Source organism: Paraburkholderia tagetis, from assembly GCF_022213065.1.
Lineage (GTDB): Bacteria > Pseudomonadota > Gammaproteobacteria > Burkholderiales > Burkholderiaceae > Paraburkholderia > Paraburkholderia tagetis.
In genome coordinates this window covers 53834-80038 of sequence record NZ_JAKLJA010000015.1, presented here as the reverse complement: position 1 = coordinate 80038, position 26205 = coordinate 53834, and the positions used below count along the sequence as shown (strand labels likewise).

Sequence of the window (26205 nt, the reverse complement as noted above, 5' to 3'; positions counted from 1 at the left end):
CATCATGCGCAAATTCAGGATCCCCAACATGAGCGCGCTGATCGCCTTCGAAGCGGCCGCGCGGCATGAAAGTTTCACCCAGGCGGCCAAGGAGCTCTTTCTCACGGAAAGCGCCGTGTCACGGCAGATCGCCACGCTCGAATCGGGCCTTGGCGTGCGCCTCTTTGTGCGCGCCAGGCAGCGCGTGGTCCTGACCCGCGCGGGCAAGCTTTACGGCGTGCAGGTGCGCCGCTCGCTGGAAAATCTCGACAAGGACACCCTCTCGATCATCGTGCACGGCAGCGGTGGCGGCTATCTCGAACTGGCCGTCCTGCCGACCTTTGCTTCCGAATGGTTAATTCCGCGCATGAAGGACTTCAACGATCGTCATGCCGATGTGCGGATCAACATGGGCGTGCGAACGGACACGTTTTCATTCGACGAATCGCATTTCGAAGCCGCCATTCATTACGGAAAACCCACGTGGCCCGGCACGACTTCCGATTATTTGTTTGGCGAAGAAGTGGTGCCGATCTGCTCGCCGGCCCTGTTGAAGAAGCCGATCAAAAAGGCGCATGAACTGCTCGCGTATCCGCTGCTCCATTCGACCACGCGGCCGCATGGTTGGTCGCAATGGTTTGCGTCACTGGGCGTCGAAGATAACGCCACAATGCAAGGCGTTCGATATGAACTGCATACGATGCTCACCGCGGGCGCGGCGGCGGGACTGGGCATTGCGCTCGTGCCTCGATTTCTCGTCGAAGGGCAGCTCAAGCACCTGGGCCTCGTGATTCCCCTCGAATCGCAGGCGCAACAGAATACGGGCTCGGAAGCCGCTTACTATCTCGTCTATCCAACGGAATTCAGCCACGGCAAACCGCTTGAAGCGTTTCGCGCGTGGCTCCTGGAACAGGCGGGAGCGTATGCCGGCGTGGAGTGATGAGCGATGAGCAATAGCGGCGCTCAGTTCCGCCAGGCGGCCAGCGCGTCGCGCGTCTGAAACGCAGTGTAGGTAAGCTGCGCGGCCGCGAGACCGGCCAGGCCGAAGGTGCGGGACAGGCCGAACGCGGCAAAGCCGTCCGGCACCGGCTGTCCCAGCGCCAATGCGTCGGCGAGCGTTTCGCCTGCAACCGTGGTGGGCGCCATGCCGTGCCCGCCAAAAGCGATCGCGTGCCAGACACCATCGCCGTCGCGGCCGATTTGCGGCATCTTGTGCCGCGCATAGCTCATCAGCCCGCCCCACGCATACTCGATCTTCACGTCCGCCAGTTGCGGATACACGCGCACGAGGTCGCGCCTGAGCAGCCGCGCGATGGCCTCCGGGCCGCGATCGAGCACCGAAATGCGGCCCCCCCACAAAATGCGCGTGTCCTTCAGCGGACGGTAATAGTCGAACGCAAAGCGTGTGTCGTAGACGGCATAAGGCGCGTCGATTGCATCAGCAAGGCGCGCGCCCAGCGGCTCGGTTGCGATCACATAGGTCGCAATAGGCAGAACCGCGCGCTCGATGCGCTGCGAGACGCCGCGCGCATAGCCGCCGCAGGCGAATACCACGTCCTTCGCCGACACCGTGCCAGTCGGTGTGCGCACAACGAAACCCGCGCCAACGCGCTCGATCGAACGTGCCGGCGATTGCTCATGGATGCGCGCACCGCCCTGCGCCGCGGCATGCGCGACGCCCAGCACGTATTTGAGCGGATGGAAATGAAAAGCGTTGGGTTCGAAGAGCCCGCCGTGATAGCGCGTGGTCTTCAATCGTGCACGCAACGCGTCCTTCGCCACCGGCTCCCACTCGACGCCGAAATCGCGCTTCATCAGCGAGCGCAAGGCGTCCAGCTTCGATGCATCGTCGAACCAGTTCGCCAGCATCACGCCACGGTCGACGAGATCGCAATCGATGCCGTAGCGCGCGACGCGCGCACGAATCAGGTCCACGGCTTCGATCGTGAGGCCATACAGATGGCGCGCCTTGCCGGCCCCAAGCGTGCCGAGCAGGTCGCCATTGTCGAGACTGTAGCCGCCAAACACGAAGCCGCCGTTGCGGCCCGATGCGCCAAAGCCAACGCGCTCGCCATCGAGCACGACCACGTCGCGCACCCCGCGCTCGACGAGCCCAAGCGCGGTGTTCAGGCCCGCGAGGCCGCCGCCGATGATGCAGACCTGCGTGTCGACCTTACCGCTCAGTTGCGGATAAGGCTGACGAGTGACGGTGGATTCGTAGAAGTTTTGCATGCGATTGGAGCCGATCCGGGGCCGATTGGAGCCGCCGCTTGGGACTGGTTGGGACCTTTGCCTGCGCGGTCATACAGCCCGAATGGCTCTCGCTCGACGCGGTCTCCCAACGCGACGCCGGACAGAGTGTATTGATCAAGCAGATGAAACGCCAAACGATATTTCGGAACAGGTTAATGCATCTTCATCATCAACTGGCGCGCCGGCTCGCGGCGTTTTGCGCCTCGTAGCTGTCCAGCTCGCGCAGCAGCGAGTCGATCGCGCTCAACTGCGCCTTGGTCAGGTGCTCCGAGCCGAGCAATTCATTCAGCCGCCTGCGCCAGTACGCGGGCGGCAGGACGGTCTCGGCGGCGGGTCTGGAAGACGAGGACCGCACCGCACGCGTGATGTGCGCAATTTCCTGGTCGAGCAATGTCATCGTGGAGCCCCTCCCTTGGGGTTGCCATCGGTCATCCACAGTGCATTGGAAATGACATTAAGAAAGTATAGGCAGCGCTTTTCATCTGACAAGTAAAGCCGTTGCAGGCGCAGACAACACCGAACGAGTGCGCAAGCAATGGGAAGCAATGGGAAGCAATGGGGAAGCAGCGCGAAAGCCCAAAGTGTTGCTGAAACGCCGCCGCCCGATTGAAACAAACGGGAATATATGGAATGATATCGATTCTCATTACCCCGCACAGTCCGGGACGTTTTTAAACAGGACCAGCCAGCCTAGCGTCGTTTCCCCGTGCATGTGGGGCGGCCCAGCCAGCCAACCCACCCGCGCCTCTCGCGTCATCTGCTCGCGATCGATCGCCCGGGTTTTTCCTTGCACAGGGCCCCCATGTTGAACAGGACGCCGCTCGCGAGTGCGCTCGCGCTGGCCTTTGCCGTACCTTTTGCTTCGTCCGCGCTCGCGCAGAACGCGCCTGCCGCTGCTACCGCTACTGCTGCGGCTGCCGCTACTGCTGCCGCTGCCTCCAGTGCCGCCGCCGTCGCGCCGGCCCCCGCTCCGCAGCACCCGGCACCGCCGGCCGGCGCGGCTGGCTCGACCGGCGCGGCAACGGACAACGCCACGCTGCCCGCAATCTCCGTCTCGGGCCAGGCCACAAGCCAGAACGCCCACGACTTCCAGGCGGAAACCTCGACCGTTGGCGCGAAGACGCCCACGGCGCTGCGCGACATCCCGCAAACCGTCACGGTCATCAACAAGGCCGTGATGCAATCGCAAGGCGCCACGTCGTTCCAGGACGCCCTGCGCAACGCGCCGGGCATCACCATCGGCGGCGCGGAAGGCGGACAGATCGGCAATAACATCAACCTGCGCGGCTTCACGGCCCAGAACGACATCTACCTCGACGGCTTTCGCGATCGCAACCAGTACTACCGCGACACCTTCGATCTCGAGTCGATCGAAGTGCTCTATGGCCCGTCGTCGATGCTGTTCGGGCGCGGCTCGACGGGCGGCGTGATCAATCAGGTGACCAAGCACGCGACGCGCAAGCCGCTCACCGAAGTCTCGGCAACGCTCGGCACCGACGACCGCTATCGCACCTCGATCGACGTGGACCGTCCGCTCGGCGACCACGCCGCGTTCCGCCTGAACGCGTTCGGCCAGTCGATGGGCTCGACGCGCGACGAGATGAAGAACAAGGATTACGGCTTCGCCCCCGAGTTGCGCTTTGGCATTGGCACGCCCACCGAGATCACGCTCTCGGCGCTCATTCAGCACAACTACGATATGCCCGACTACGGCGTGCAGTCGATCAACGGGCATCCGTTCTCGCCTTCGAAGCGCACCTTCTACGGCCTCACCGACGACCGCACGATCCAGGACGTGCAAACCGTATCGGCTCGCATCGATCACACGTTCAACGACCAGTTCAAGATCAGCAACCAGACGCAGTTCTCACACTCGCTCACCGACGCGCGCGAGAGCGCGCCGGGCGCCGTACTCACCGGCCCGCTCGCATCGAGCACCGCGCTCAAGAACGGCAACTACACGACGCTGCCGCTTTCCAGTCTCTACGTGAAACTCGCGAGCCATGACCGCGTGATCGAGAACCACTCGATCTACAACGATACGATGGCGCAATACAAGTTCACCACCGGCATCGTGAAGCACGAGATGATCGCGGGCGTCGAAGTCGGCCACGACAGCTATACGAACCAGGCCTACACGCGCAACAACCTGCCGATCGTTTCGCTGCTCGATCCCGTCTATATTCCGACGCCCTCGAATGTCACGCAGACCGTGGGCAATCACGCGGAATCGGGCGCGACTTCGCTGGCCGCGTATTTCAACGAAACGATGTCGATCGGCGAGCACTGGAAGCTCATCGGCGGTCTGCGCTGGGATCGCTTCCAGGCGCACATTGCGAACACGGTGAGCGCACCGTCCTACGCCGACCAGACCAACACGTTCACGAGCGTGCGCGCAGGTGCGATCTACCAGCCCACGGACTGGCAGTCGTATTACTTCTCGTACGGCACCTCGTTCAATCCGTCGCTCGAAGCGCTTACCGTCACGAACAAGACGCAGAACCTCTCGCCCGAGCACACGAAGTCGTATGAAGTGGGCGGCAAATGGGACCTGCTGGACGGCAATCTCTCGGTGACGTCGGCGTTCTTCCAGCAAGAGAAGGACAACGCACGCACGCAGACTTCGACCGGCGAATACACACTCGAAGGCGACATTCGCGTGCGCGGCTTCCAGGCGAGCGCGACGGGCCACATCACCAACAAGTGGCAAGTGTTCGCGGGCTACACGTATATGGACGGCGTGGTGCTCAAGGCGCTCGACGGCACCCAAGGGCACACACCAGCCAACACGCCGCGCAACACCTTCACGCTGTGGACCACCTATGCGTTCACGCCGCATTGGGAGATCGGCGGCGGGCCGACCTATATGTCGTCGCGCTATGCGTCGAACACGAACTATGTGGAGACCGGCGGCTATACGCGCTGGGACGCCATGGCCGCGTATCACGAGAAGAAGTGGGACGTGCAGCTCAATCTGCTGAACATCACCAACAAGTTCTACTACGACGCGCTCGTGCAGTCCGATGGCGGACGTTCGGTGCCGGGCATTGGACGCACGTTCCTCGCCACGGCGAATTATCGGTTCTGAAGCCGGTTCTGAAGCCGGTTCTGAAGCCGGTTCTGAAGCCGGTTCTGAAGCTGGTTCTGAAGCCGTTTCTAAAAGCACCGGTTCCAGGCAAGCAACACGCAACACAGGAGGGAAACACGCGATGCTGATCCACGTCCCCAACGTACTGACACCGGAGCAGGTGCGCGCGCTGCGCGAGCGGCTCGACCACGCGGGCGATGCCTGGGTGGACGGCCGCGCCACGGCCGGATGGTCGGGCGCGCCCGTCAAGCATAACCGGCAGATTGCCGAGCACACGCCGCTCGCGCGCGAGCTGGGCGACGTGGTGCTCGCGGCCATCGAGCGCAATCCGCTCTTCATCAGCGCCGCGCTGCCCAACCAGGTATATCCGCCGCTCTTTAACCGCTATGAAGGCGGCATGACGTTCGGCAGCCATGTCGACGGCGCGGTGCGCGTGCTGCCCAATGGCCAGAAACTGCGCACCGATGTTTCGGTCACGCTGTTCCTCTGCGCGCCCGACGAATACGACGGCGGTGAACTCGTGGTCGAAGACACCTATGGCGTGCAGGAAGTCAAACTGCCGGCCGGCGACATGATCGTCTACCCGGCCACGAGCCTGCATCAGGTCAGGCCGGTCACGCGCGGCGCGCGCGTGGCGAGCTTCTTCTGGGTGCAAAGCCTCGTGCGCGACGACACGAAGCGCGCCTTGCTATTCGATATGGACACCGCCATCCAGCGGCTGAACGCAAGCGACGCCGACGCGAGCGCACGCCGCAGTCTCGTGGGCTGTTATCACAACCTTCTGCGACTCTGGAGCGAAACATGAGCCTGACCAGCACCGCCGAGATCGACGCGCCGCGCACGCGGCTCGAAGCCGAAGCACGCAATGAACGTGATGAGCGCGACGATCGCGACGATCGCATCGACAGCACCGGGCGCACCAAGCGTTCACGCCGCGCGAGCTTCATCAAGTGGCTGCGCAAGGTGCATGGCTGGGTGGGGCTCTGGGGCGCGGCGCTCGGCCTGCTGTTTGGCGCAACAGGTTTCGTGCTCAACCATCGCGCCGGGCCGCTGCACATCTCGACGGGTGCGCCGCAGGTTTCGACGCTGCAGGTCGCGCTGCCCGACCCCGCGCCCGCGACGCCGCGCGAGCTGGCGCAATGGCTGAAATCGCAAGCCGATCTCAAGCTGCCGGCACGCGTGGGCCGGATGCAGAAAGAGCCCGCGCGCGCGGTGGCCTGGGGCGATCGCAAGACCGTGCAGCCCGAGCATTGGCAGATGACGTTCTCTTCGCCTCAGGAGAGCGTGATGGTCGATTACTGGGCCGGCAACGACCACCTCACGCTCAAGCGCAATGAGAACGCGTTGCTCCCGACGCTTTCGAACCTGCACAAGGGCGTGGGCATGAGCATCGGCTGGGTGCTGTTCATCGACAGTTTCGCGGGCGCGCTGATGCTGCTTTCGCTTACGGGCGTGCTGCTGTGGACGGAACTGAACAAGCGCAAGACCGTGGGCGCGGGGCTGCTGATCGGCTCGATTGTGGTGGCAGTATGCGTGGGCGTGGCGTGAGTGTGAGTTGAACAGCGCGCCAGAAAGCGAGCCGCGAGAGCGACGCCGCCGCGGCTGCGCGGCTGCACAACGCGCGGCGACGCGATGCTCAATTTCAAGCGCTCACGGACGGAACCGCAGCCCGCGCAGTCACCCAATCACGCCTCCTGGGCGAGCCGCCCCTTAGTTTCCGGCACGACAAACGCACCGACGAGAAACAGCACGCTAATCGCCGCCAGCGCACTTGCCAGCACGACCGGCAAATGCGCGGGCGTATGAGCGAGCATGGAGACGACCGTGGGCATCATGCCGCCGATAGCGAAGCCGATGTTCCATGACAAGCCCGTGCCCGACGCACGAATCGACGTAGGGAAGCGCTCGTTCAGAAAGATCAGGATCGGCGCATACCCGGCGCTGCCGAGCGCGCTCAACAGCACCGCATAAATGGCGACCGCGAACGTATCGTGGGCCTGCGCCATCGCGATAAAGAGCACCGGAAAGGCAACGAGCCGAACCACGCCGAGCCAGATAAAGCAGCGCTTTCTCCCGATCAACGTGCTCAGATGGCCGGCCGCCGTCGAGGCAACGATCACGGCCACACTCGAAATCAGCAGAATCAGACCGGCTTCGCCATTGGGCGTGCGATTGACCACCTTGAGAAAAGTCGGCAGATAGCCCGAGGTCAGGTAATAGCCGCTGCCGCCGCCAATGGTCAACAGGAGATTCACGAAGAGTATCGAGCGGTACTGCTTCGAAAACAGCGTACGAAGCGGCGACGCAGCCTGACTCCTGGCAGCGCCGGCACGCTTTTGCGCTGCGAGTGCGGCCCAAACGGGCGATTCTTCGAGCCGGCTGAAGACGAATACGCCGAGCACCGAACTCACAATGCCCGCGAAAAACATCACGCGCCAGCCCCAAACCTCGAACTGGGCACCCGGAAAAGCGCTGGACGCGGCCAGATAGACGAGCGACGCCAACAAGGCGCCCAACCCCGCACCACCACCGCCCACGAAACCGGACACGGCGCCCTGATACTTCGGGCTTACGGTTTCCGTGCCGATCGTATGCGTGGACGCGACCACACCGCCCACGAATACACCCTGCACGAGCCGCAACAGCAGAAACAGGATGGGCGCGACGACGCCGACCTGAACGACGGTAGGCAGCAGACCGAAGGCAGCGGTGGACAGACCCACGCCCACGACCGACACGATCATCGCGCGCTTGCGGCCATGCCGATCCGCGAACGAACCAAAGATAGCGGACCCGAGCGGCCGCATGAGCAACGTGACGGCGAACGACGCATAAACGGCGGCCAGCGACATCATGGAATCCGACGACGGGAAAAAGAGCCGCCCAATCACTGGAGCCACGAAAAGAATGACGAACAGGTCGAACAAATCGAGTGCCCAACCCAGACACGAAGCGATAACGGCGGCTGCCACATGACGGCCACTGTCCGCCTTCAATAGCGCCTCATCCTGCAGAACTTCTTCCATTGTCTACCTCCAACCATGTTAGTTAATTTGTTATGCTTATAAATAAAGAGATTTAGGGAGCACCCGCTGGTTTGCGTTATGCCCCACGGCACGCGAAGCGCTGCCGGAGGAATGAGCCCTTTGTCACTCAGTCGGAAGGCGCGTGATGACAGACGCTCCGGAACCGCTCCGATCACAGGCAAGAGGTGGACGGCGTAACACTAGCGGTGTGAGCGGCTTTCTTTTGCCTACTTTTCTTTGCCGCTGCAAAGAAAAGTAGGTGCCGCACCGCACAGGGGCAACGCTAATAGACCGACACGAACACAAGTAACCGCCACCATCACGCAAAATCACACCCCCCTACCAACCAACTCCGCCCGCAAAATACGCTCATCCTCCTCATACTCGCCATTAGAAAGCTTGCGCCGCAAAACCTTCCCCACCGGCGACTTAGGAATAGCATTCACAAAAACATACTCTCTAGGCCGCTTGAAGTTCACAAGATCTGAATTACGACAGAACTCATCGAGCGCACAAGCATCGATAAAATCGACGCGCTTGATAAACGCGACCACCCTCTGCCCCCACCGCTCATCCTTGAGCCCGACCACAGCAACCTCATCCACGGCAGGATGAAGCGAAAGCACCGACTCGATATCGACCGGCGAGATATTCTCGCCACCGCTGATAATCATGTCGTCGACGCGGCCCGTCACATGCAGGTCGCCATCCTCATCGAGGTAGCCCGTATCGCCCGTGAAATACCAGCCGTCACGCAAGGCCTTCGCGTTGGCATCGGGCCGATTCCAGTAGCCCTCGAAAGCCTCATCGCCAGCCAGATCCACGACGATCTGCCCTTCCTCGCCGCGTATCGCGAGATCGTCCGCGCGACCACTATCCAGCCTGACAACCCGCAAACGCGTATTCAAACCCGCCCGTCCCGCACTACCGGGCTTACGCGTCGCGTCCTGATCGACGCTAACCGTGTAGACCTCGGACGACCCGTAGTGATTGACGAACAGTTCGGGATCGAACGCCGCCGCGCAGCGCTTCAATAGCGCATCGTTCATGGGCGCACCCGCGAAGCCCAGCTTGCGAACGGTACGAACCGCCATCTGCGCAAACCCCGGCGCGGCCAGCAAGTCGTGATAGAGCGTGGGCACCAGATAGAGGCAGGTGAGCCCGTATTTCCCGATCGATTCGAGCGCGAACGCCGCATTCCAGCGCCGGATACAAACGAACGTCCCGTCGACGAGCGCCATCGCGAGCAGCGAACGCACGCCCATCGTGTGGTAAAGCGGCATTACGCCAAGCGTGCGCTCGCCGCGCCGATACTGGTTCTGCGCGACATGAGCGAGCGCCGCCGCGCGCTCGTGGCGATGCCGTCGCGGCACGCCTTTGCCGGGCCCGGTCGTGCCGGACGTGTAAAGCATGACCGAGTAGTCGTCGGCCGACGCCAACGGCTCAAGCGCGCTGGCATCGGCGTTTTCGGCATCACGGCTTTCAGGCGCGGCCAGCAGCGTCTCGAAGCAGACGGTCGCGCCCGCCACACCGTCGAGACCCAAGCGCGCGACGCCTTGCGCGGCGCGGCTGTGCGCTACTGCATCCGCCGATACTGGCTCGAACACCACGGCCTTCGCACTGGCGTCCGTCACGCTATAGTCCAGTTCCTCCGGCTTCAAGCGCCAGTTCACGGGAACGATCAGGATGCCCAGGAATTGAGTGGCCCAATGCAAGGTCGCCATTTCCCAGCGATTTTGCAGCACGGCAACCAGCCGGTCGCCGCGCACGAGTCCGAGCCGGCGCAGTCCGGCCACGAGGCTTGCAATACGCACGTGCCACTGCTCGTAGGTCAATTCGACATCACCGTCGACAATGGCGAGCGCCTTGGGGCTACGCTCCACCGATTGCAGGAAGGTACGGCCCAGATCAAGCATGGCTGACCTCCAGCGCATCATGTTGTGCACCCCGCAGCGCGGCGACTTCGAGCACCGCTTGCACGATCGGCGTGTAGCCCGTACATCGGCAGATATGGCCAGACAGCATTTCGCGAACTTGCGCCTCGGTCGGGTCGGGCACGCGCTGCAAGTAGTCCGCGCACGACATTAAAATGCCCGCCGTGCAGAACCCGCATTGCAGCGCGTGATGCCGCCGGAAAGCCTGCTGCAAATCCCCAAGTGCATTCGCGGTGGCGAGCCCCTCCACCGTATCGATGCAACGCCCGTCGGCCTGCACAGCGAGCATCAGGCACGCACGGCTCGCAACGCCATCCACGTGAACCGTGCATGCGCCGCAAACGCCGTGTTCGCACCCGACGTGCGTGCCGGTCGCACCGAGTTCGTGCCGGATGAAATCGGACAGCAACTCACGCGGCTCGCACTCGCCGTATCGCGTGATGCCGTTCAACTGCACCGTCACTGCATGCTTTTCCCCAAGGGAATGAGCGGCGTGCAGCGGATTACTTCCCTTGCCGTGTTTCACTTTGCCTCCTTGATGACTTTCCAGCCGAGTTGCCTGACGAGGTGCCGGCGGTAGCTCGCGCTGACGTGCGCGTCGTCCTGCGCGCCGAGTTTCCATGCGAGATCGTTGAGCGCGCCGCGCAGGTCGTCGCCGTCGAGTCTGGGCAGGCATTCGACCATCGGGCGATCGGCCACACCGCCCACGCCGAGCCGGATGGCATCGTCGGTGACCACGGCGGCGCACGACACGAGCGCGAAATCGCCATGCCGCGCCGAGAATTCCGTGAACGCAAAACGTTCGCCGGCTTTCGCGAGCGGAAAGCGCACGGCTTCGACCAGTTCGTCCGGTTCGCGGGCCGTCATCAACATGCCCTGAAAGAACTGAGCGGCGGGCAAGATGCGCTTCCTCTTCTTCGATCTGAGCACGACATCGCCGCCCAGCGTCGCGAGTGCCAGCGGCAACTCCGCGCTCGGGTCGGCATGCGCCACCGAGCCGCACACCGTGCCGCGATTGCGGATCTGAAAGTGCGAAATATGCGGAAACGCGCGTTGCAACAGCGGCACTTCGTCGGCCAGCGTCTTGCGCCATTCGACGCTGCCCTGGGTGGCTGCCGCCTTGACGACGAGATAGCCGTTCGCGCGATCCACCTCCACGGCATCGAGGTCGGCGGTACGCGAAATGTCGACGAGCCAGCGCGGCTGCGCAAGACGCATATTCAACACCGCCATCAGCGACTGGCCGCCCGCGAGTACACGCGCATCGGCGCCGCCATGATGCAGGGCCTCCAGTGCGTGATCGGTGCTGGTGGCACGCAGGTAATCGAACTGGGCCGGTTTCATGCCTGCCTCCTGAACTTCGCGAGCAGCCGCTCGAGCCACGAGCCGCTGCTGCCCGCAGGCTGGCCCGTGGCCTGCCTGCCGAGCGACTCGAACAACTGGTTGAGCACGACCTTGGCCGCGCCTTCGAGCATGCGTGCGCCCACCGCCGCCACCTTGCCCGACACCTGGGCTTCGTAGTCATAGGAGAGCAACGTCCCCTTCGCGGTCTGCGTCAGCTCGACGAGGCCCTCGCCGCTAGCGGTGCCGAGCGGCGAAATACCGGCACCGGACAAGCGCAGCCGCTGGGGCGCCTCGATATCGGACAAGCCGATCTTCGCTTCGAAGCGCGCCTTGATCATGCCGACGCCGACCGTCACGTCTGCTCGATACTGATTCGGTCCCGTGGCTTCCAGCGCATTGCAGCCGGGCACGACTTTGGCGAGCGCGACGGGGTCCATCAGGACTCCGAATATCGCTTCCGGCGACGCCGCGATTTCGACGCTGCCCTGGGCCATCAACGCCTTGCCGCTTCCCGCAGGCCTGGCCGGAGGCGTCGCCTCGCGATATTCGGGCCGCGAAGGCTCGGGATCGTCGATGCCGATCAGCGCCATCACTTTCGCGGGCGTGAGCGGCAGGCGAATGTCGGCCACGCCCAGCGCGTCGGCCACGGCGTTGCCAATACACGGCGGCGTGCTCATATTGTTGCCCTCCCCGAGCCCCTTCGCGCCGAGTGGCGTGAACGGCGACGGCGTTTCGAGGTGGATGATCACCGGGTCGGGGACTTCGCAGGTGGTCGGAATCAGATAGTCGGCGAGCGTGCCGGACCGGAAGCTGCCATCGGCACCGTACTTGAACTCTTCGAGCAGCGCAGCGCCCAGGCCTTGCGCGAACGCGCCGCGAATCTGGCCATCGGCGAGCGCGGGGTTCAGGAGCTTGCCGGCGTCGTGCGTCGTCACATAGCGATCGATCCGTACGCGGCCTGTCGCGCGATCGATCTCGACGCCGCACATGTCGAACGCAAATCCGTAGCATGCCGAAGTATTGATGCGGTCGTTCTCGTCGGGCGGCTCCATATTGGGCGGCGTCCAGAATACCGTTTCGCGCAGCCCCGGTTCCTCGCCCTCGGGCAGCAGCGCCGGCGCCCAGTGCGGCGCGTTGCTCGCCACGCGGCCAAACGCGAGCGCCTGGTCCTCATGGCCCTTGACGATGACCTTGCCGCCCGCGAACGCGATATCGCCAGGCGCGCAACCGAATTGCGCGGAGACGATGCGCGCGACCTTGTCGCGCACGCGCACCGCGGCGAGATGCACCGTGCCCGCCACGGCCCCCGCGAAGCGGCTCGAGTAATTACCCGACGCCACCGACCACGCATCCTTGTGCGTATCGAATTCGACATTGACGACGATATCTTCCGGTGCGAGGCCAAGCACGTCGGCCACCACCTGCGCGCAAACGGTCATATGACCTTGCCCCGCCGGCGTCGACGCCACGGTAACGACCACGCCGCCAAGCAAGTCGACGCTCACGGTCGCGCTGGCAATCCCCCCGCTCTTCGGCCCCGCTTTGCGCCGCGCCTCCACGGGCAGCACTGTCGAGATGTACCCCATGTTGGACACCGAGGGCTCGACAATCGCGGCGAAGCCGATTCCATAGAGACGCCCTTCGCTGCGCGCAGCCTCGCGGCGGCGCACGAGTTCGTCGTAGCCGCCCCCGGCGAGCGAGCGCCTGAGCGCCTCCTGATAGTTGCCGGAATCGAGCAACCCGCCCGAGGCGGTGCGATAAGGAAAGGCATGGGCCGCGACGAAATTGCGCCGATACACATCGAGCACATCGAGATTCAACTCGACGGCGATGCGCTGAATCAGGCGCTCGAGCGCGAAATAGACCTGCGGCCCGCCGAAGCCGCGCACGAGTCCCGTTGGCGTTTTTGTCGTCAGCGCAACGCGGTTGCGCACGAGCAGATTGGGAATGGCATAGGCGCCGGTCAGACAGCCATGCATCCGGTAGAACGTCGCCGGCTCGGGCGCACGAAGGTAGCCGCCGCAGTCTTCGATCTGATCGAACGAGAGCGCGGTGATCCGGCCATCGCGTTCGACCGCCGCTTCCAACGTGGTCAGACGCGCCGTAGCCGAGGTTGCGGCGGCCAGATGCTCGAGCCGGTCTTCCACCCACTTGACGGGCGCCCCGGCCTTGCGCGAAGCAAGACACATCAGCACGACGTTGGGAAACACCGCCTGCTTCACGCCAAAGCTGCCGCCCGAGTCGCGCGGCGCCTTGTGGCGCAGCCGGTTGGCCGGCACCTTCAAGGCCATCGACATCACGGCATGGAGCGAGAACGGCCCCATGAAATTGGACATGACCTCGTAGCCTTCGTCGCCGGCCAGGCATTCCGCCACCACGACGCCGCACTCGATCGGCGTACAGGTGTTGCGCGGATAGTGCACGTCGATCGATACGCGATGCGGCGCATTCGCCAATGCGGCTTCCGGGTCGCCATAGCGAAAGCGGCGCTCGCTCACCACGTTCGTGCCCACTTCGGGATGCAGGACGGGCGCATCGTCGGCGATGGCGGCCTCGATCGACGTCACGGGCGGCAGCGGCGCGTAGTCGACCTTGATGAACTCGAGGCCGTCCTCGGCCAATGCGCGCGACTCCGCGACCACCACGGCCACGGGTTCGCCGCTGTATCGCACGCGGTCCATGGCAAGCGACCAGTGCTCCATCGGCGACTTGACGCCCACCACGAAGGGCTTCGACCACGCGCGCAAATCGTCGCGAGTCAGGACCGCGCGCACGCCTTTTTGCAGCAGTGCGGCGCTCGCGTCGATGCGCATGATCTCTGCGTGGGCATGGGGCGAGCGCAGCACGGCCGCATGCAACGTACCGGGCTTTATCGCAATGTCATCGCCGTAGCGGCCGCGCCCGCACAGGAGCGCGGCGTCTTCGAGCCGCTCCATCGGTCGCCCCACATGGCGCATCGCCTGCGCGCCCGCCGCTTTCGTGCTGTCCACCAAGGGTGGCTCGGCGACCCGTTCGCCCAAAAGGCTCGTCCCGGTTTCGCTCACGGTTGTCTCCTGCATTGGATTGCCACGCTTCGAGGTGGACTCATCGAGGGTCGAGCAGCGCGCGTGCGCAATCGACACGGTGACGCCTCACGGGCTAATCACGCCCGCGCAGAAGTCCCGTTCTGCTGTTTCCCTGTGAGTGAATTTACTGCGCGTGGACGCGACGGCCTTTACCCCTGCGTCGCGCGAATTACCCTGGAGTCTGACGCTTTGTCTGCGCTGGTCAGATCTCCACGACGCCGTCGCGAGCGTCATAGAGTTCCACCACCCGGCGATACTCGCTAGGCGTAATGCCCAGGTGTTGCCGGAAAAATCGCGTGAAATGCGAGGGCGCGGAGAATCCCAGGTCGTACGAAATATTGGAAAGCGAATCGGTGCTCACGGAGAGATCGCGAATCGCCGTCTCCATCCGCAACACGTTTAAATAGACATTGGGCGTCACGCCGGTACAGCGGTGAAACAGCGCGAAAAAATGGGCGCGCGACAAGCCGCAATGTTCGGCCAGCCGATTCATGTCCGGCTCGGTGCCGGTGTTCTCGCGCAGCCAGGTAATGGCCTTGCGAATACGCGGATCGCTGGGACGGCGGCTCGCGCGCTCCATTTGCGTCGACAGTTCGCGCCATTTGCTATCGGGGTCGATCACCGAGATCATGAGCTCGAACAGCAGCCCCTCGAGACGCTCGGAAGCAATGCCGTCCGACCACCACATTTCGAGCACCAGTTCCTCCGCCAGCCTCCTCGCATGCGCCGACAACTGGACGCACGGTTGCGGAAAGAAGCGCGGATGCCCCACGCCTCCGAGCGGATGCTGAATCTGCGTCAGCCAGTCGGGTTCGATATACATCGCGAGAATGCCCGTGCGCTGTCCTGGATCGCCGTTTTGCCCGCCGTTGTGTCGATAGGCATGCGGCTCCCAGGGATTGACCAGCACCGCGGTCTCCTCGGTCAACGGCTGTAATTCATCATGCACAGCAAAAAAAGTATTCGGCCCCGCCGCCTTGATCAGCAGATGGCAATGATGATGGGCGTGATGAACCAGCGGCGCGTCCATATCGAGCAATGCGACGCGCCCGAACCGTCCCTGATAGATTTTTATCGCGCTCGACACTCGCTTTACCTCTTACATAAGATCAGACGATCCGGCGAACAGGGGCGCATCATCGATACGATGATGCGCCCCGCGACTCTCCTGTCTGAATGATCCCTGTTTCAGCGCCCCTTGAAAACCGCCTTGCGCTTTTCGTGGAACGCCTCGACGCCTTCACGGAAATCATCCGAGCTTCGCAGGCGGCTGTAAATATGCCCTTCCAGCTCGATCGCGGTCGAAAGCGGCGCATCTTCCGTGTCGTTGAGCAGTTTCTTGGCCGAGCGCTGTGCGAGCGGCGAGAACGCCAGCAGTTCGCGCACGAGCGTATCGGTGGCGCGCTCGAGTTCGCTGTCTTCGACGCATTCGGTCGCAATGCCCCATTCGTAGGCTTGTGCGCCGGTAATGCGCCGCGAGCGCATTACGATGTCCTTGGTGCGGCCGATCCCCACCATCTTCTGCAGGCGTGCCGATCCGCCCGACCCGGGAATCTGGCCGAGCTTCTGCTCGGGCAGCGCGTAGAGCGTCGTATCCGTTGCGATGCGAAAATCGCAGGCGAGCGACAGTTCGAAGCCGACACCGAAACAATAGCCCCGATTCGCGGCGATCACGGGCTTGCTACAGCGCGCGGGCGCGGCGATATTCCAGGCGAGTTTCGAAACGTGCTCCGGAGTCGCTTCGATAAAACCCTTGATATCGCCGCCGCTCGAAAAGTGCTCGCCCACCGCGCGCACGACGATCACACGAATATCGGCGTGATCGTCCAGCGCCTCGAATGTCGCCCGCAGCTGTTCGCGCTGCATCATCGAGACAATGTTGAACGGCGGCCGGTCGAGCACGATATCGGCGCGACCTGCCTTCGCGTCGATTTCGACGCTGAAGCCGTCGAGCTCCGATAACAGCTTCTGGGCCTGATGAATGAGGTGGGTCATGAACGATTCCTTGGGTTGGCACTGGACAACGCAACGGCGTCTAGATTCGCTGCGGGAATGATTCCAGTATCAAACAAGGTCACGCTGCGGGGCTTACCCGCCATTCTGCCGAGTTACCCAGCAGTCTGATTTTTTCGGCCACGCCCTCCATGCTCCGTCCGGCATGGCGCCAATTTTTGATTTCAGATCAAAACATTTTCGTGGATAGACTCGTTTTTCATCAAAAGTAAAGAGCGCACACTTCGTTCCGTCTTCTTCTCATATCCACTCGATCAACAGAGGTCGTCGTCATGAAATCGCTCGTATCCGCAACCGTTGCAGTACTCGCACTCACCGCACCGTTCGCCGCCTTCGCCCAACAATCCGGTCAGCCGGTGACACGCGCAGAGGTCAAGGCGGAACTGGTCCGCCTGGAAGCCGCCGGCTATCACCCCGCAACAGATCGCAATCAATATCCCGCCAATGTCCAGGCAGCCGAAAGCCAGGCGAGTCAGATCGCGTCGGCACAAAATGGCTCGAATGCAACGGCGAATCTGGCTGCGGCCTCTTATGGCGGCGCAGCCGCAACGACCACCGAATCGGGACGGCCCACGATGTCGGCAGCACGCAATTCGATCTACCGAGGTCATTGATTACGCTACTGGTCGCGCTAGCCACGCGCGGCCGATTTGCGCTTCGATCGGGCCAGGCTCCACTCGGGTCTGGCCCGGCTCTTGAGGAAATCGACGAGCGCGCGCGTCTTTGCCGGAAGCAAGGTTCGATTGGGGTAAAGCAACCATGCGGCGCCGTCGAAATCGCCTGGCGTGGCTTCATAGTCCGGCAATACGTCGATAAGCGTGCCTGCCGCGAGATCCGCAGCCGCGAGCCAGGCCGGCAGCAATGCCGGACCCGTGCCCGCGATAGCGAGTTCTCGCTGCGCGAGCCCATTGGTCACGCAAATGCGCGGTTTGGCGCTCACGTGCACGACGTGGTTGGCGCCGTCGCGCAACAGCCAGTCGGCCTGCGGATTGGGCAGGCCGAACACAACGCACTGGTGAGCATCGAGATCGGCCGGCGAGCGAATGGCCTCGTGACGCGCGAGATAATGCGGACTCGCGCACACCTTGTAGGCCGAATCGAACCACTTCACGCGCACGAAATTCCTGTCCATGCGCGGGCTCAGGCGCAGCGCCAGATCGATGCGCTCGGCCACGATGTCGAGGTTCGCATCCGCGAGCAGCAACTCCAGTTGAATGTCCGGATACCGCTCGAGAAACTCCGGCAAAAGCGGCACGAGACAGGCCTGCCCGAAAGCAACCGACGCCGTGACTCTCAGCGTGCCGCCCACATTCCCGCCAAGCTCCTTGATGGTGTCGCCCGCCGCATCGATGGCATCGAGCAGATCGGACACCCTCGCGAGGTAGGCAGCGCCCGCCTCGGTGAGCGTGACATGCCGCGTCGTGCGATGAAAAAGACGCACGCCAAGCTCGCTCTCGACGGCGCGCACCACGCGCGAGATGGAGGACGGATCCACGTTGCGCTGCTTGGCAACGCCCGAAAAATTCCCGTGCCGGGCGATCTCCAGAAGGATGCGAAGATGGTCGTGGTTCACTGATGCAGAATTTGCACAAGGACTGTGAATGCAATGCGATTAATTTCATCGCGCTCCGGCGTTACGATCGTTTTCAAGGTTTTCAGCCTTTGCGGCCGCCGCAACCAAACGCACCATGCAAGCGGGCGCATCAACGATCGAACTTCTGGAGTCTACAATGAACGCAAATGCTTCGAAAGTCGCGCTGGTCACCGGCGCTTCACGCGGTATCGGCCGTGCTGCTTCGTATGAACTGGCCAGGCAGGGCTACTTTGTCATCGTTCACTACAAGGCCAACCATGAAGCCGCCGAAGAGACGCTTGCCGGCATTCGCGAACACGGCTCGGACGGCTTCGCGATTGCCGCGGATCTGGACAAGCTCGAAGGCATCGACCGACTGTTCGACGCCGTGGATCAAGGCCTTGCCGCGCGAGGTAAGCCCGTGCGACTCGATCTGCTGGTGAACAACGCTGGCGTCGCGGACGGCGGCACGGTGGCCGACACCACACCCGAGTTATTCGACCGTCAATTCACGCTGAACGTGAAGGCCGTGTTCTTCACCACGCAACAGGGCATCAAGCGCATGGCGAACGGCGGGCGCATCGTTAATCTTTCCAGTGTGCTGTCTAGCCGGGTGTTCGAGGTGGAGGGGAATTTCAACGCGTTGTCGGCCTATTCCGCATCCAAAGGCGCGATCGATACGCTTACGCGGCACTGGGCCGTTGAATTTGGCCCGCGCGGTATTCTCGTTAATGCTGTTGCTCCCGGGCCGGTGGATACCGATATGAATGCTGGGTGGCTGCGTAGCGATGAAGGGCGGGCGAGCGCCATGAGTGCGAGTCCGCTGGGCCGCGTGGGCACCGCCGAGGATATTGCTGGGGTTATTGCGTTTCTTGCGAGTCCTGCGTCGCAGTGGACTACTGGGCAGGTTATTGATGCTAGTGGGGGGTATCGGATTTGATTGGGGGTCCTGCGGACCTTTCTTGTCGCGGTTCCTTGCTTGTCGCGTTTCCTTGTGTTCATGTCGGTCTGCAAGCGTTGCCCCTGTGCGGGGCGGCACCTACTTTTCTTTGCAGCCGCAAAGAAAAGTAGGCAAAAGAAAGCGGCTCACACCGCTAGTGTGACGCCGTCCACCTCTTGCCGTTAATCGAAGTGGTTCCGGAGCATCCGTCACCTCGCACCTTCAAACGTAGTGACAAAGGGCTCATTCATCCCGCTGCTCGCTACGCGCGCAGCGGTCGGGTCTGCATGGGAAACCATGAGTACTGCCTTGGATAAGCGAATGTGCATGCGCTCCACTGGTTTGGGGTTATGCCCCACGGCGCGCGTAGCGCCGCCGGAGGAATGAGTCCTTAGTCACTCTGTTGTACGGCGCGTGATGACAGACGCTCCGGAGCCGCTCCGATAATCGGCAAGAGGTGGACGGCGTCACACTAGCGGTTTGAGCGGCTTTCTTTTGCCTACTTTTCTTTGCCGCTGCAAAGAAAAGTAGGTGCCGCCCCGCACAGGGGCAACACTAATAGACCGACACGACTACAAGGAAACGCGACGAACCCGCGGAAAAAACCGCCCGGAACCCGCGCCTCCAGGGGCCTCAAAAAAAAAATCACCCACACCGCCCGATCTCAATCTTCCCATCAAGCAACCAATTAACCTTCCACGGATTAGCCGCCTTCAAAGCCTCGGGCAACAGCGCCTCAGGCATATCCTGATAGCTCACCGGCCGCAAATATCTACGAATCGCGAGACTCCCCACCGAGGTCGAGCGCCCATCCGCAGTGGACGGATACGGCCCACCATGCACCATCGCATGTGAGACTTCCACGCCCGTACCGAAGCCATTAACCAGCACACGTCCCACGCGCCGCTCCAGCGCAGGCAGGAACGACCGCGCAGCCGCATAATCCGCTTCATCGATATGCAACGCCGCCGTAAGCTGCCCCTCCAGCGATTCAATCAGCGCAAGCATGGTTTGCAGATCCGGACAACGCACAATCAACGAAGCCGCTCCGAATATTTCTTCCTGCAACTCCGCATGCTCGCGAAACGCAGCGGCACTCGTCAAAAAGAGCGCGCCCTGCCCTTTGTGCGCACCAGCCGCCGGCTGCGCGCGCGCCACCGTTTGCACCTGCGGATGCTCCGCGAATTTCGACACGCCCGTCTCGAACGCGCGATGAATGCCCGGCGTGAGCATCGTTGCGGACGGTGCGCGAACCAGCGCTTCCGACGCCGCAGCCACGAAGCGATCGAGCGCGGGCCCTTCCACCGCGAGGATCAAGCCCGGATTCGTGCAGAACTGGCCCGCGCCCAGGGTGAGCGATTGCACGAATGATTGCGCGATCGCTTCGCCGCGCTGTTCGAGCGCGTGCGGGAACAGCAGCACCGGATTGATGCTGCTCATTTCGGCGTAGACCGGAATGGGCTCGCGGCGCGCCGCTGCAATCGCCATCAAGTCCGTTCCCGCGTGCCGCGATCCGGTGAAGCCCACTGCCTTGATACGCGGGTCGCGCACCAGTCCCTGGCCGATTTCGCGGCCGCTGCCGAATAGCAGCGAGAACGTCCCCTCCGGCATGCCGCAGTCCTTCACAGCCTTGCTCACGGCCATGCCAACGAGTTCCGACGTGCCGGGGTGGGCCGCATGGGCCTTGACGATCACAGGGCAGCCCGCCGCGAATGCGGACGCCGTATCGCCGCCCGCCACCGAAAACGCGAGCGGGAAATTGCTGGCGCCGAACACCGCAACGGGTCCGAGCCCGATGTGCCGCATGCGCAGATCGGCGCGCGGCAGCGGTTTGCGTTCGGGCTGCGCCGGGTCCACGCGCGCTTCGAGAAAGTCGCCGGCGCGCACGACGCCCGCGAACATGCGCAGTTGCCCCACCGTGCGTGCACGCTCGCCTTCGACTCGTGCGCGCGGCAGCCCCGACTCCGCAACGCAGCGCTCGACTAGCACATCGCCCAGCGCGAGGATATTGGCCGCGATGGTTTCCAGGAACTCGGCTCGTGCTTCGAGACTCGTTTCGCGAAAGACATCGAACGCGGCCCATGCCAACGCGCATGCGGTATCCACGTCTTCGAGCGTGGCGCCGCCGAAGCCCGGCTCGAGACGTTCTCCGCTCGCGGCGTCGAGCGCATACGACACACCGTTCGTTCCGCGCCGAGCGCTCTGGCCGATCAACAAATTCCCTGCGATGTTCATTTCCAGTTCCTCAAGGGGATAAATCGGGCACCCTGATCGCGGGCGCCGATATTCAAGCGAGTGCGATTGCATCGCTGCGATTTCAACCTCGCAGCACCTGCATCGAATGATTTCAAACCGTCCGGCGAGCGTCAATGCTTTGGGCATGACAGCTCTTTATAGCGCTATAAGAAGCTCTCAATTTCAACGCTTCGCGACGATTCCTATACTGGCTTTTCTTTTTCCATCAACGCCAATCGGATTCACTCAGGAAGCACGCGCTCATGTTTTACGAAATGCGGACCTATACGGTCCAGCCCGGCAAGCTCAAGGAATATCTTCAGTATTTCGAACGGGAAGGGTTGCCCATTATCTCGCGCCACGCGACCCTGGTGGGCTGGTGGTACACGGAAATCGGCATGCTGCATCAGCTCGTGCATATCTGGGCGTGGGAAAGTCTCGACGAGCGTGTGAAGCGCCGCGCCGCGCTGCTCGAAGACCGCGACTGGATGGAGCGCTTTATCGCGAAGGCCACGCCGCTGCTAGTTAGCCAGGAATCGAAGATCATGCTGGCTGCTTCTTTTTCGCCGATTCGGTAGGCTCTGTTTATAATCGGCTATTTTCTGGTGCATTTGCTGGTTTTGGGTGCCTGGTTTTTTCGCGTTTCCTCCGCGTTTCCTTGTTTTCGTGTCGGTCTGCCAGCGTTGCCCCTGTGCGGGGCGGCACCTACTTTTCTTTGCAGCCGCAAAGAAAAGTAGGCAAAAGAAAGCGGCTCAAACCGCTAGTGTGACGCCGTCCACCTCTTGCCCGTGATCGAAGTGGTTCCGGGGCCTCCGTCACCTCGCACCTTCAAACATAGTGACAAAGGGCCCGCACATCCCGCTGCTCGCTACGCGCGCAGCGGTCGGGTATGCAGGGGAAACCAAGGGTTCTGCCTGGGCACTCGAAGGCGCATGCACTGCATCGATTCATATGCATTCCTCTGGTTTTGGATTATGCCCCACGGCGCGCGTAGCGCCGCCGGAGGAATGAGCCCTTTGTCACTCCGTTATACGGCGCGTGATGACAGACGCTCCGGAACCGCTCCGATTAACGGCAAGTGGTGTACTGCGTAACACTAGCGGTTTGAGCGGCTTTCTTTTGCCTACTTTTCTTTGCCGCTGCAAAGAAAAGTAGGTGCCGCCCCGCACAGGGGCAACGCTAATAGACCACCGCGAATACAAGGAAACGCGAAATAGAAAAAGCGAAAAAGCCACCACGAGCACAAGAAAACGCGACAACCAATCCCACGCTTAAAACGTACCCGGATAACTACCACCATCGAGCAACACATTCTGCCCAGTTAGATAACCCGCATGCGCGCTGCACAGAAACGCGCAAAACGCCCCGAACTCTTCAGCCGTGCCGAATCGCCCGGCCGGAACCTGCTGCCGCTTGGCCTCCAGCGCCGTGTCATAGCTCTTGCCCTGCGCATCGGCAGCGGCTTTCGTCGACTGTCGCAGTCGATCGGTTTCAAAAAGCCCGGGAAGCAGATTATTGATCGTCACATTGCCCTGCGCGATGCGCTTTTGCCGCGCGAGCCCCGCGATAAAGCCCGTCAGCCCCGAGCGCGCACCGTTCGAGAGCCCCAGCACGTCGATAGGCGCCTTCACCGCACCGGAGGTGATATTGACGATGCGCCCGAAACCCCGCTCCGTCATTCCGTCCACCGTCGCCTTGATCAGTTCGATCGGCGTCAGCATGTTGGCATCGACTGCGGCAACCCAGTCCCCACGCGACCAGTCACGGAAATCACCAGGCGGCGGACCACCCGCGTTATTGATCAGGATATCGAAATACGGTGCGGCGGACAGCGCGGCGGCACGTCCCTCGCTCGTCGTGATGTCGCCGGCCACGGTTTTCACTGTGACGTCGGGATTGAGCGTGCGCAGTTCCTGCGCGGTGGCTTCCAGCGCCTCACTGCCGCGCGCCGTGATGACCACGTTCACGCCCTCGGCAACCAGCGCCTGCGCGCAGCCTTTGCCGAGCCCCTTGCTTGCCGCGCATACCAGCGCCCAGCGCCCCTTGATATTCAGATCCATCCAGATTGCTCCTTGATTCAAACAGTTGCCATCTCAGCGCGGGTCGGCGCTGCGCCGTGGCTGCCGCCCGGCGGCAAGCCCTGGCCGCGTTGAAAAAGATTGTGTCGACCGATTTCGCCGATCGTGCGCACGCCCGTCAAGGCCATGCTCACGTCGAGTTCGCTTTTCAATATTTGCAGCATGCGCTCGACGCCGGCCTCGCCCATGGCGCCCAGTGCGTACATGAAAGCGCGCCCGACCATGGTGCCTTTCGCGCCCAGCGCGAGCGCCTTCATGACGTCCTGCCCGGTGCGGATGCCGCCATCCACCCAGACTTCGACCTTGTCGCCCACGGCTTCGACAATCGCCGGCAGCGCTTCGATGCTCGACGGCGCGCCGTCCAGTTGCCGCCCGCCATGATTGCTGACGACGATGGCGTCCGCGCCAATCGACGCAGCCATGCGCGCATCCTCGACGCTAAGGATTCCTTTTAGAACCAGCTTGCGATCCCATGCGCGCCGGATGGAGCCGAGATCGTCCCAGCTCAGCGTGGGGTCGAATTGCTGCGAGACCCATTTGCTGATCGTGATGACGTCGTCGCCGCCCTTGATGTAGCCGGCCAGATTGCCGAACGTTTTCGCGCCGCGCAGCGCCCGCAGCATCCAGCCCGGCTTCGAGGCGAAATCGAGCAGATTGCCGGGCGTGAGACGCGGCGGCACGGTCATGCCGTTCTTCAGGTCCTTGTGCCGCTGGCCGTTGATCTGCAGGTCCAGCGTGACCACGAGCGCCGAGCACCCGGCCAGCTTCGCGCGCTCGATGAGCGACGCGTTGAAGCCCCGGTCGCGCATCACATAGAGCTGAAACCAGAACGGCGCTCCGGTATGGCGGGCGACATCCTCGATCGAGCAGATACTCACCGTCGACAGCGTGAACGGCACGCCAGAGCGCTTCGCCGCCAATGCGCCGAGCATCTCACCGTTCGGCCACTGCATGCCCGCGAGGCCGGTGGGCGCGATAGCGACCGGCATCGTCACCGGCTGACCGATCATCGTGCTGGCCGTGCTGCGGCCTTCCACGTTCACGGCCACGCGCTGCTGCAACTTCAGGTCGTCGAACGCGCGGCTATTCTCGCGGTATGTCGACTCCGAATACGAGCCGCTGTCGACATAGTCGTAAAACGCCTTTGGCACGCGCTTCTTCGCCAGCAGACGCAAATCCTCAACACATGTAATGACTGACATTCGATCCCTGCCCGCTACTGTCTTTCGAACTTAAACTGCGGAATTTAAATTGCGGAATTTAAACTGCGGATTCCAAACCGCGCATTCCAAACCGCGGATTTCCAGCCACGAATTTGAACCCGCGCTTGCACGACACCTGCGCACTCACTCGGCCGGCTGCGCCGCCGCGAGCATCGCGCCCTGCTCCGGCTGCTGTGCGATGACCACGGGACGCCGCACCAGAACCACATAAGCGACCGCCGAAAGCAGCGCCACGGCGGCGCTCACGATCAAGGCGTTCACGAACGAATGCGTGCGATCGACCACGAGGCCCGTGACGATGGGCGCGGCCGAGCCGGCCAGAAAGCCGCCGAAGTTCTGGATCCCGCCGAGCGAGGCCACCACGTTGCGCGGCGCGGCCACGCTCACCAGCGACCAGGCGCCGCCCGAAGCCATGTTGATGAAGAGCATCGCGAGCGAGATGTACACGATGGCCATCCACGCCGATGCAGTGAGCGCAGCGGGCACCGTGAACGCGGCTGCGCCCACGAGTCCCACGCAGATGGGCCACTTGCGGCTCGTGATGGGCGCCATGCCCTTGCGATAGAGCCAGTCGGCGATATAGCCGCTGCCCACCATGCCGATCGTGCCGAAGAAATACGGAATCGCGACCACCCAGCCCGCGCGCGCAATGCTCATGCCGCGCTCGTGCTCCAGATACGCGGGCAGCCACGTGAGATAAAGCCAGACCATGTAGATGACGCCCATGAAGCCGAACAGCATGCCCCACGTCGTGCGCTGCGCGAAAAGATTGCGCCACTGCGCGCCATTGAGCGGTGCCGCAGTGACTTCCTCTTCGGCGCCCTGGGCGAGGTGCGCTTGCTCGTCGGCGTTGAGCTCCACTTCGCTGCGATTGCGATAAGCCGCGTACCAGCCGAGCGCCACCAGGATGCCGATCACGCCGGTCACGACGAACATTTCGCGCCAGCTCAGCGCCAGCATGAGCGCCGTGAGGATCGGCGGCGCAATGGCGGGCCCGATGGTCGTACAGGCCACGAAAATGCCGGTGGGCGCGCCGCGTTCGCGCACGGCGAACCATTCGCCGATCACCTTCGCGCCAGCGGGAAACTGCGGCGCCTCGCCGATGCCAAGGCACACCCGCGCGAAGAAGAACTGCTGGAAGCCATGCACGAAGCCCGTGCAAAGCTGCGCCACCGACCAGAGCAGCATGCCCACGCCGAGCATCAGCCGCGCGCCGAGACGGTCCAGCAACACGCCGATGGGCAATTGCGCGAATGCATAGGACATCGAAAAGGCTGAAAGCAATAGCCCCATTTGCGCGGCCGTCAGGCCCATTTCGCCGCTGATGGTGCTGTTGGCCACCGACAGCGCGCTACGGTCGAGGTAATTGATGCAGCCCGCCAGCGTCAAAAAGAAAATGGAAATACGCTGGATCCGACGTAGTTTCTTGCTCGCCTGCATGCTGAATGTCTCCG

21 protein-coding genes are annotated in these 26205 nt (G+C 62.8%); 7 read left to right on the top strand and 14 right to left on the bottom strand.

Going from position 1 to position 26205, the window contains the following annotated elements; genetic code table 11:
* Window positions 1-4: 4 nt before the first annotated feature.
* Entirely contained in the window at window positions 5-919 is a 915-nt protein-coding gene (locus L5014_RS18985) for a LysR family transcriptional regulator (RefSeq protein WP_238465283.1), read from the top strand.
* A 23-nt stretch (window positions 920-942) separates the two neighbouring features.
* Here L5014_RS18985 and L5014_RS18980 read toward each other — a convergent pair whose 3' ends face one another.
* Together L5014_RS18980 and L5014_RS18975 are read right to left on the bottom strand one after the other, a co-directional pair.
* A complete protein-coding gene (locus tag L5014_RS18980) occupies window positions 943-2211 on the bottom strand; it encodes an NAD(P)/FAD-dependent oxidoreductase (protein WP_238465282.1) in 1269 nt (422 codons plus the stop codon).
* Window positions 2212-2401: 190 nt separating this feature from the next.
* Complete coding sequence (locus tag L5014_RS18975) at window positions 2402-2629, bottom strand: hypothetical protein (protein WP_238465281.1); 228 nt, start codon at window positions 2627-2629, stop codon at window positions 2402-2404.
* A gap of 405 nt (window positions 2630-3034) precedes the next feature.
* On the opposite strand from L5014_RS18975, the gene L5014_RS18970 reads away from it, so the two are divergent.
* The 3 genes from L5014_RS18970 (at window position 3035) to L5014_RS18960 (ending at window position 6868) form a co-directional block, all read left to right on the top strand.
* The gene (locus tag L5014_RS18970; RefSeq protein ID WP_238465280.1) at window positions 3035-5320 is read left to right on the top strand and encodes a TonB-dependent receptor; all 2286 of its coding nucleotides are present in this window, start codon (window positions 3035-3037) and stop codon (window positions 5318-5320) included.
* Between the two features lie 121 nt (window positions 5321-5441).
* Entirely contained in the window at window positions 5442-6125 is a 684-nt protein-coding gene (locus L5014_RS18965) for a Fe2+-dependent dioxygenase (RefSeq protein ID WP_238465279.1), read from the top strand.
* The gene (locus L5014_RS18960) at window positions 6122-6868 is read left to right on the top strand and encodes a PepSY-associated TM helix domain-containing protein (RefSeq protein ID WP_238465278.1); all 747 of its coding nucleotides are present in this window, start codon (window positions 6122-6124) and stop codon (window positions 6866-6868) included. Before L5014_RS18965 ends, L5014_RS18960 begins: the two co-directional genes overlap by 4 nt.
* 137 nt (window positions 6869-7005) lie before the next feature.
* Here the strand turns inward: L5014_RS18960 and L5014_RS18955 are convergent, their stop codons facing one another.
* The 7 genes from L5014_RS18955 to L5014_RS18925 form a co-directional block, all read right to left on the bottom strand.
* A complete protein-coding gene (locus L5014_RS18955; RefSeq protein ID WP_238465277.1) occupies window positions 7006-8346 on the bottom strand; it encodes an MFS transporter in 1341 nt (446 codons plus the stop codon).
* A gap of 329 nt (window positions 8347-8675) precedes the next feature.
* Window positions 8676-10262: an AMP-binding protein gene (locus L5014_RS18950; RefSeq protein ID WP_238465276.1), complete on the bottom strand. Its 1587-nt coding sequence runs from the start codon at window positions 10260-10262 to the stop codon at window positions 8676-8678.
* The gene (locus L5014_RS18945) at window positions 10255-10806 is read right to left on the bottom strand and encodes a (2Fe-2S)-binding protein (protein WP_420800097.1); all 552 of its coding nucleotides are present in this window, start codon (window positions 10804-10806) and stop codon (window positions 10255-10257) included. Before L5014_RS18945 ends, L5014_RS18950 begins: the two co-directional genes overlap by 8 nt.
* The gene (locus tag L5014_RS18940) at window positions 10803-11624 is read right to left on the bottom strand and encodes an FAD binding domain-containing protein (RefSeq protein ID WP_238465275.1); all 822 of its coding nucleotides are present in this window, start codon (window positions 11622-11624) and stop codon (window positions 10803-10805) included. The genes L5014_RS18945 and L5014_RS18940 overlap by 4 nt, the downstream gene beginning before the upstream one ends.
* Window positions 11621-14683: a xanthine dehydrogenase family protein molybdopterin-binding subunit gene (locus tag L5014_RS18935; RefSeq protein ID WP_274389426.1), complete on the bottom strand. Its 3063-nt coding sequence runs from the start codon at window positions 14681-14683 to the stop codon at window positions 11621-11623. Before L5014_RS18935 ends, L5014_RS18940 begins: the two co-directional genes overlap by 4 nt.
* 208 nt (window positions 14684-14891) lie before the next feature.
* Window positions 14892-15719, bottom strand: coding sequence for a helix-turn-helix transcriptional regulator (locus tag L5014_RS18930; RefSeq protein WP_238465274.1), 828 nt, complete (start codon window positions 15717-15719; stop codon window positions 14892-14894).
* A 158-nt stretch (window positions 15720-15877) separates the two neighbouring features.
* Window positions 15878-16684, bottom strand: a complete 807-nt coding sequence (locus tag L5014_RS18925; protein WP_238465273.1) for an enoyl-CoA hydratase/isomerase family protein — start codon at window positions 16682-16684, stop codon at window positions 15878-15880.
* Window positions 16685-16974: 290 nt separating this feature from the next.
* Between L5014_RS18925 and L5014_RS18920 the strand changes: the two genes are divergently transcribed.
* Window positions 16975-17316 carry a DUF4148 domain-containing protein gene (locus L5014_RS18920; protein ID WP_238465272.1) on the top strand — a complete coding sequence of 114 codons (342 nt, stop codon included), beginning with the start codon at window positions 16975-16977 and terminating at the stop codon, window positions 17314-17316.
* 17 nt (window positions 17317-17333) lie between these two features.
* On the opposite strand, the gene L5014_RS18915 is transcribed toward L5014_RS18920, so the two are convergent.
* Entirely contained in the window at window positions 17334-18275 is a 942-nt protein-coding gene (locus L5014_RS18915; protein ID WP_238465271.1) for a LysR family transcriptional regulator, read from the bottom strand.
* Window positions 18276-18432: 157 nt separating this feature from the next.
* On the opposite strand from L5014_RS18915, the gene L5014_RS18910 reads away from it, so the two are divergent.
* Window positions 18433-19215 carry an SDR family NAD(P)-dependent oxidoreductase gene (locus L5014_RS18910; protein WP_238465270.1) on the top strand — a complete coding sequence of 261 codons (783 nt, stop codon included), beginning with the start codon at window positions 18433-18435 and terminating at the stop codon, window positions 19213-19215.
* A gap of 645 nt (window positions 19216-19860) precedes the next feature.
* Here the strand turns inward: L5014_RS18910 and L5014_RS18905 are convergent.
* Window positions 19861-21450: an aldehyde dehydrogenase (NADP(+)) gene (locus tag L5014_RS18905; protein WP_238465269.1), complete on the bottom strand. Its 1590-nt coding sequence runs from the start codon at window positions 21448-21450 to the stop codon at window positions 19861-19863.
* A gap of 263 nt (window positions 21451-21713) precedes the next feature.
* Here L5014_RS18905 and L5014_RS18900 point away from each other — a divergent pair, with 263 nt between their 5' ends.
* Window positions 21714-22028 (top strand): NIPSNAP family protein, encoded by a 315-nt coding sequence (locus L5014_RS18900; RefSeq protein WP_238465268.1) that lies wholly within the window; start codon window positions 21714-21716, stop codon window positions 22026-22028.
* A 693-nt stretch (window positions 22029-22721) separates the two neighbouring features.
* Here the strand turns inward: L5014_RS18900 and L5014_RS18895 are convergent.
* The 3 genes from L5014_RS18895 to L5014_RS18885 all read right to left on the bottom strand — a co-directional run bounded on the left by L5014_RS18895 (window position 22722) and on the right by L5014_RS18885 (window position 26191).
* On the bottom strand, window positions 22722-23510 hold the full coding sequence (locus L5014_RS18895; RefSeq protein ID WP_238465267.1) for an SDR family oxidoreductase: 789 nt from the start codon (window positions 23508-23510) through the stop codon (window positions 22722-22724).
* A gap of 17 nt (window positions 23511-23527) precedes the next feature.
* Window positions 23528-24730 carry an alpha-hydroxy acid oxidase gene (locus L5014_RS18890; protein WP_238465266.1) on the bottom strand — a complete coding sequence of 401 codons (1203 nt, stop codon included), beginning with the start codon at window positions 24728-24730 and terminating at the stop codon, window positions 23528-23530.
* Window positions 24731-24874: 144 nt separating this feature from the next.
* Window positions 24875-26191 (bottom strand): MFS transporter, encoded by a 1317-nt coding sequence (locus L5014_RS18885; RefSeq protein ID WP_238465265.1) that lies wholly within the window; start codon window positions 26189-26191, stop codon window positions 24875-24877.
* Between the last annotated feature and the right edge of the window lie 14 nt (window positions 26192-26205).